General features: G+C 34.3%; 5 protein-coding genes. All 5 read left to right on the top strand.

Annotation, left to right across the window (positions count from 1 at the left end):
• The coding region (gene pepN / locus MVY38_RS09990; RefSeq protein WP_297485769.1) for an aminopeptidase N at window positions 1-1,935 on the top strand (1,935 nt) is incomplete at its 5' end.
• Window positions 1,936-2,086: 151 nt separating this feature from the next.
• Entirely contained in the window at window positions 2,087-3,559 is a 1,473-nt protein-coding gene (locus MVY38_RS09985) for an FAD-dependent oxidoreductase (protein WP_297485768.1), read from the top strand.
• 21 nt (window positions 3,560-3,580) lie between these two features.
• On the top strand, window positions 3,581-3,739 hold the full coding sequence (locus MVY38_RS09980) for a hypothetical protein (RefSeq protein ID WP_297485766.1): 159 nt from the start codon (window positions 3,581-3,583) through the stop codon (window positions 3,737-3,739).
• Between the two features lie 67 nt (window positions 3,740-3,806).
• Window positions 3,807-4,622, top strand: coding sequence for a peptide deformylase (locus MVY38_RS09975; protein WP_297485764.1), 816 nt, complete (start codon window positions 3,807-3,809; stop codon window positions 4,620-4,622).
• A gap of 6 nt (window positions 4,623-4,628) precedes the next feature.
• Window positions 4,629-6,690: ATP-binding protein (locus MVY38_RS09970; RefSeq protein ID WP_297485762.1), on the top strand; the 2,062-nt coding region annotated here is incomplete at its 3' end.

The raw sequence follows: 6,690 nt of genomic DNA, 5'->3' as shown, positions 1-6,690 counted from the left end.
GCACTCAATATCTATTGTGATTTAGGTAATGAATCAAAATGTTTTCATGCAATGCGTTCCCTTAAAGAGGCAATGAAGTGGGATGAAGAGAGTTATGGTCGTGAGTATGATTTAGAAATTTACAATATTGTAGCAGTCGATAGTTTTAATATGGGAGCTATGGAGAATAAAGGGCTCAATATTTTTAATTCTGCCTATGTTTTAGCAGATATGGATACAGCAACTGATGCAAACTTTATGGGTATAGAGTCAGTCATTGCTCATGAGTATTTTCATAATTGGACTGGAAATCGTATTACTTGCCGTGATTGGTTTCAGCTTACTCTTAAAGAGGGGCTTACAGTTTTTAGAGACCAATGTTTCTCTGCTGATATGAACTCAAGTGCCGTGCAACGCATAGAGGATGTAAAAGCACTCCGTGAGAGACAGTTTGTAGAAGACAGCTCTCCTACTCGTCATCCAATCCAACCAAAATCATACATCTCTATGAATAACTTTTATACAGCAACTGTTTATGAAAAGGGTGCAGAGGTTATCCGTATGATTTATACGCTAATAGGCAAAGAAAATTACCGTAAAGCTATGGATTTATACTTTAAAACTTTTGATGCACAAGCAGTAACTACAGATGACTTTTTGTGGGCTATGAGTAGTGCTAGTGGGGAAGATTTAGAGCAGTTTAAACGATGGTACCATCAAAGTGGTACACCAAAACTCAAAGTAGAAGAGGTATTTAGTGATGGTGTTTACAGGCTGCGTTTAAGACAGGTAATTCCAAACGCAGTGAATGGCGACAAGCAGGAAGCGTACTATTTCCCATTAAAAATGGGGCTTTTAGATGTTAATGGCGAGGAAATAGTACAAAAAACACTCAAAATATCTCAAGAGAGTGAAGAGTTTTTATTTGAAGGCTTTACGGCTAAGCCAATTCTCTCTATAAATAGGGACTTTTCTGCGCCTTTTATAATAGAACAAGAGCAGACAAACTACGCCTTTTTAATGCAACACGATACAAATAGTTTTGTACAGTATGAGGCAACACAAAATTTTGCTTTGCAAACGATGAATAAAATGCTAGCAGGTCAAGAGATAGATGATGAGTTTATAGTAGCTTATGGACATCTATTGGATCTTGATGTAGATTTGTTATATAAAGCGTATTTACTTGAGTTACCCTCTATAAGTGCGCTTATGCAGATGCAGGAAAAAATTGATTTTAAACTTATATATGATGTAAAAGAGAGACTTTTAAATAAAATTGTGTATACATATAAAGAAAAACTTTTAGCAATATACAGTGCAAATCATTTTCCTCTCTCAGACAGACTTGAAGCGAATGATATTGCACAAAGGGCTATTAAAAACAGAGTGCTTAAAATTCTTTCTGCCACTAAAGATGAGGAAGTGGCAGAAATGGCAAAAAAACAGTATGAAGAGTCTGTAACAATGACAGATAGAGTTGTGGCTCTTGATATATTAGAAAATATTCACTCTGCGTTTGCAGATGAAGCATTAGCAGATTTTTATGAAAGATATAAAGATGAAACACTGGTTATGAATAAATACTTTGCCATTATAGCTTCAGCGGATAAAGAAGAACTTTTAGAGAGAGTAGAGAGAATGCAACTCGATAAAGTATATGATGAGAAAGTTCCAAATCTTGTGCGTTCACTTATTGGCTCATTTTCTCGTAACCATAAACACTTTCATAAAGAGGATGGAAGTGGATATAAATTTTTAGCAGATAAGATTATTGAGATAGATAAAATCAACCCACAGATGGCTTCTGGGCTTGCTGGAGCGTTTAAAATTTATGATAAGTTGTTAGATTCAAATAAAAAACTTGTAAAAAAAGAGTTAGAGCGTGTAGTTTCTACACATAATTTATCAAATAATACATACGAAATTATTAATAAAATTTTAACAAATAGCTAAAAAAATGATTTAATCCTAACACAAGTCCCTATAATAAGCTGATATAAATCTAACTTATAAAACACATTTTAAAATTTAATGAATTAATGTGATGAAATTTTAATATAATTTTGATAAAGTTATCTATAACTTAAATCGAGAGGAAAATTATATGGCAAGATTAGTTGTATTAGGTGGTGGTGTTGCTGGTCATACAACAGCTACATTCGCTGCAAAATGGTTAGGTTCGCAACATGAAGTTGTGGTAGTTACTCCAAATGCAAAGTGGAACTGGATTCCATCGAACATTTGGGTTGGTGTTGGTCAAATGACAAAAGAGGAAGTTACTTTTGATTTAGCTCCTGTATATGCTAAAGCTGGTATTACATACCATCAAGCAAAAGCAGTTTCAATTAATCCAGAGGGAAGTGATTCTAGTGAAAAACCTTTTGTGACAATTGAATATACACAAGAGGGTAAAGCTGGAGAAACAGAAGTAGTTGAGTATGATTACCTAGTAAATGCTACTGGTCCAAAACTGAACTTCGATGCTACACCAGGTCTTGGTGATGGTAATGGTCAGTTAGGTGAGAACACAGTTTCTGTTTGTACTGCAGACCATGCAGTTCATGCTTCTCATAAGCTTGCAGAAGCTGTTGAAAAGATGAAAGGCGGAACTCGTCAAAAATTCTTAGTTGGTACTGGTCATGGTATGTGTACATGTCAAGGTGCTGCGTTTGAGTATATCTTTAACATTGAAAATGAACTAAGAAAAGCTGGTGTTCGTGATATGGCAGATGTAAAATGGATTTCAAATGAATCATTTTTAGGTGACTTCGGTATGGGTGGACTTCATATGAAAGTTGGCGGATATGTAGTATCTTCTAAACTTTTTGCTGAATCACTCTATGCTGAGCGTAGTATTGATTGGTTAATTGGTGCACACACTTCTAAAGTAGAAAATGGTAAGGTAGAGTATGAGCTTCTTGATGGAAGTAAAGGCGAAGAAGAATTTGACTTTGCTATGCTTATTCCACCATTTGCAGGTGTTGGCTTAAAAGCTTACGACAAAGCTGGTGAAGATATTACAGGTACAGTTTTCGCTCCAAACGGATTTATGAAAGTTGATGCTGATTATACTGCTAAGCCTTATGCAGAGTGGAAAGCGAGTGACTGGCCAAGAACATACCAAAATCCTACATACTCAAATATGTTTGCAGCTGGTATTGCTTTTGCCCCACCACATCTTATTTCTAAACCAATGAAGTCTCCAAATGGAACTCCTATTAACCCGACTCCTCCAAGAACTGGTATGCCTTCTGGTATTATTGGTAAAGCAGTTGCACACTCTGTATGTGACTTGATGACAAAAGGTGAAAATGCTCATTTACATGAAGCTTCTATGGCTGAAATGGGTGCTGCTTGTGTTGCTTCTGCAGGTAAAGGTGTATTTACTGGTACTGCTGCAGCTATGACTGTTTATCCTGTTGTTCCAGATTTTGAAAAATATCCAGGAACTGGTCGTGATACAGATTACACTTTTGGTGAAATCGGTCTTGCTGGACACTGGATTAAACATATTTTACATTTCTTGTTTATCTATAAAGCTAAACTAAATCCAGGCTGGACTTTAATTCCAGAATAAAAATAAAAAGGGAGATATATTATGAAAGAAGAAGAATTAAATTTTGAAAAAGAACAATTTAGTTTAACAATGATACCAGGTAAATTTGCTCGTTCGATGAGAACTTGTCTGATTTGGCAATTTATTAGATTTGTCATTATTAATGTAAAGATGATTATTGTGGTTGGAAAAAGTCACTAGTTAATTATTTTATGTTGTGAAAGTTTTACTTTCGCAACACTGCAATTCCCTTACAAAAAGGTCTCTTATGGTTCGTACTATTATCCAATATCCCACGCCTTTAAGTGTAGAATATGCAACTGATGTAAGAGTGTTTGATACAGAACTGTTTTCCTTGATAGAAGATCTTAAAGATACTATGAATGAAAACCATTTAGATGGACTTGCCGCTTACCAGATAGGTAGTTATTTTAATGTAGTAGTCATTAAAGACAATGATGCTTTTATAGAGATAATAAATCCTCGTCTTATTGGACATAGTGGTAGTGTTGAGGGTGAAGAGACTACTGCTTACTATCCAAATAAAAGTGCAAACATTAAGCGTTTTGAGAGTGTTAGCATTGTCTATCAAGATAGAAATGGCGAAGACCAGACACTTAAAGCAAGTGATGATTTGGCAATTTTACTTCAAAGAAAGATTGACTATACTTTTGGTGCAACCTTTGTCCATAAAATGTCAAAAGTAGAGAAAGAACGATTTGAAAAAGGTATAGCTCAAAAGAGTAGCGCTACTTTGGAAACTCAGACACAGGGTGACTACTGCCCGCGTACATTTAAAAGAGATAAAATCCTCCTCGTCTCCAATCTCCTTACAGTGTTAATTGCTCTGTTATTTGTAAGTTCATTTTTTATTCAAAATAGCGCAAGCTTATGGAACTTCCAAGTTTATAGCGCATTAGCTGTAGTGGGCTTAGATATTTTCTATTTCTTTTATGCTCAGTATGAGGGAAAAAAATATGTTTCGTGTGATAGTTGTCAACTTGGAAATATTATAGGAACTGTAACTGTCTCTCTTTTTAGACTTTGTGTTATTATGCTACTTTCGTATTACTTTATTGGGTAAAGTATAATGCAGAACAAAACTCCTATTCTATTCGCATCACAAAATATTTTTTTAGAAAATAAATTTGGCATTGTGCATCAATGGGTTGAGTATCACTCCCCAAAGAGCATTTTACAAGAGCACAATATTGATGAAGAGTATTTTATTCAAAATTATGCAAATGGTGTTTTTGATTATTTTATGGGTGTTATTTCTGGAAAAACTACTATAGGTAACTGTCCTGTAATGCAGGAACTTTTAGTCTATTTGAAGTATCGTGAAATAAGCGCAGATGAACTTTTTGAACTTTGTAGTCATTTTAGACATTCTATGCTTGATTTTTCCTACGACGGTAATCTTAATTCAAAACAGATTTTTGAAGAGATCTCTTATATCTTTGATAAAAATTTCCGTGGAATTTTGAAATTTTATACAGATGCAATTTTTCAAAAACTCATTGATGCCCGACAAGAAGCACTGCTTGCATCTCAGGCAAAAGAGTACTTTCTTTCAAATATGTCACATGAAATTAGAACGCCTTTAAATGCTATTTTAGGCTTTGTCAATTTGCTCATAAATGAAGATATATCTAAAAAGCATAGAAATTATCTCAATATAATTTTAAATAGTGGTGAAAATTTACTGAGTATTATTAATGATATTTTAGACTTTTCAAAACTTAGAAGTGGTGAATTTACAATAGAACCTAAGGTCTTTTCTCTACATGAAGAGTTAAGCCATACAATGGAGCTTTTTGTTGCAAGTGCAAATTCTAAAGATATAACTATTCTCTCTTTTATAAATCCTAATATTCCAAAAGAGCTTTTTGGCGATATTTTAAGAATTAAGCAAATTCTCTCTAACTTTTTAAGTAATGCCATCAAGTTTACTTCAGAGAGTGGTGTTATAGTTGTTGAAGCAGAGTGTAACGATGGGTATCTTAAAATAAATGTTACAGATAGCGGTATAGGTATTAGTGCAGCGGAACTGACGCATATTTTTGAAGCTTTTGCTCAGGCTCAAGAGCATGTTGAGTACAATAAAAATGGAACGGGTTTAGGTCTTTCCATCTCTAATCAGCTTGCAAAACTTATGGGTGGTAATGTTGGTGCAACTTCTGTAGTAGGTGAGGGGAGTACATTTTATGTTGAAATCCCCATTGAAGTGGTAAGCAATGAATGTAATATTGTTGAAGATATAAAAACATATCAAGAGTTGAAAATGGCGATTTATGCTAAAGATATGCAGCTTAGTGTGAAGCATAAATCATTTATTAAATATGCTGAAGTTTTTGGAATGCAACTTGAGATTGTTGATACATTAGAAAGTAAGTGCGACATTTTCATTTTTGTACATGAAGAGCAGGACGCTGCGTTTGTGCAAAAAGTGCTAGCATCTAAAAAGCGTAGTATAGCGTTGATGAGTAGAGAGTATGATGTTTATGACAAATACCAAAGCATAAATTCTATCTGTTTTCCTCTGTACTGCTCTAAGATTCATAAAGCTTTTGATGAGTTGATAAATCCGCGTAATAATGCGGATTATGATAAAAAAATTACAAATAAATTCAAAGGTCATATTCTTATTGCTGAGGATAATGAAGCAAATCAAGAGTTGATTAAAATTATTTTGACAAAGTATGGTTTAACTTTTGATGTAGCAAATAATGGACTCGCTGCGTTTGAACTCTATAAAACAAATAAATATGATTTGATTTTGATGGATGAACAGATGCCTGTAATGGATGGAATAGAATCGGTCAGTAAAATAATAGAGTACGAAGAGTTACATGGCTTGCGACACACGCCAATTTCCGCACTTACTGCAAATGTTATAAAAGGAGCAAAAGAGCGAGGGTTACTAAGTGGATTCGATGCTTTTTTGGGTAAACCTGTCATACTTAAAGAGCTTGAGCGTCTCTTTATGTCTTATGTAAAACTTGACTCCTTTAGTATTGACAACGATGCAAAAGATGATGATAGCCTGCAAAATAGCGTTATATCTGGACTAGATACACAAAAACTTTGCAAAGAGTTAATGCTTAGTAATGATGAACTGGTGATGCTTTTAACGCTCTTTCTTAAAAAGA

Origin of the sequence: Sulfurimonas sp. (assembly GCF_027056685.1) — a bacterium.
Classification (GTDB): domain Bacteria; phylum Campylobacterota; class Campylobacteria; order Campylobacterales; family Sulfurimonadaceae; genus Sulfurimonas.
Note: the sequence above shows the minus strand (reverse complement) of the source record. Positions and strands in the feature narration are given on the sequence as shown.

Excerpts from the sequence above, each read along its gene's own strand:
- MVY38_RS09980 (WP_297485766.1), top strand. The coding sequence starts at position 3,581 with ATGAAAGAAGAAGAATTAAATTTTGAAAAAGAACAATTTAGTTTAACA.
- MVY38_RS09975 (WP_297485764.1), top strand. The coding sequence starts at position 3,807 with ATGGTTCGTACTATTATCCAATATCCCACGCCTTTAAGTGTAGAATAT.
- MVY38_RS09985 (WP_297485768.1), top strand. The coding sequence starts at position 2,087 with ATGGCAAGATTAGTTGTATTAGGTGGTGGTGTTGCTGGTCATACAACA.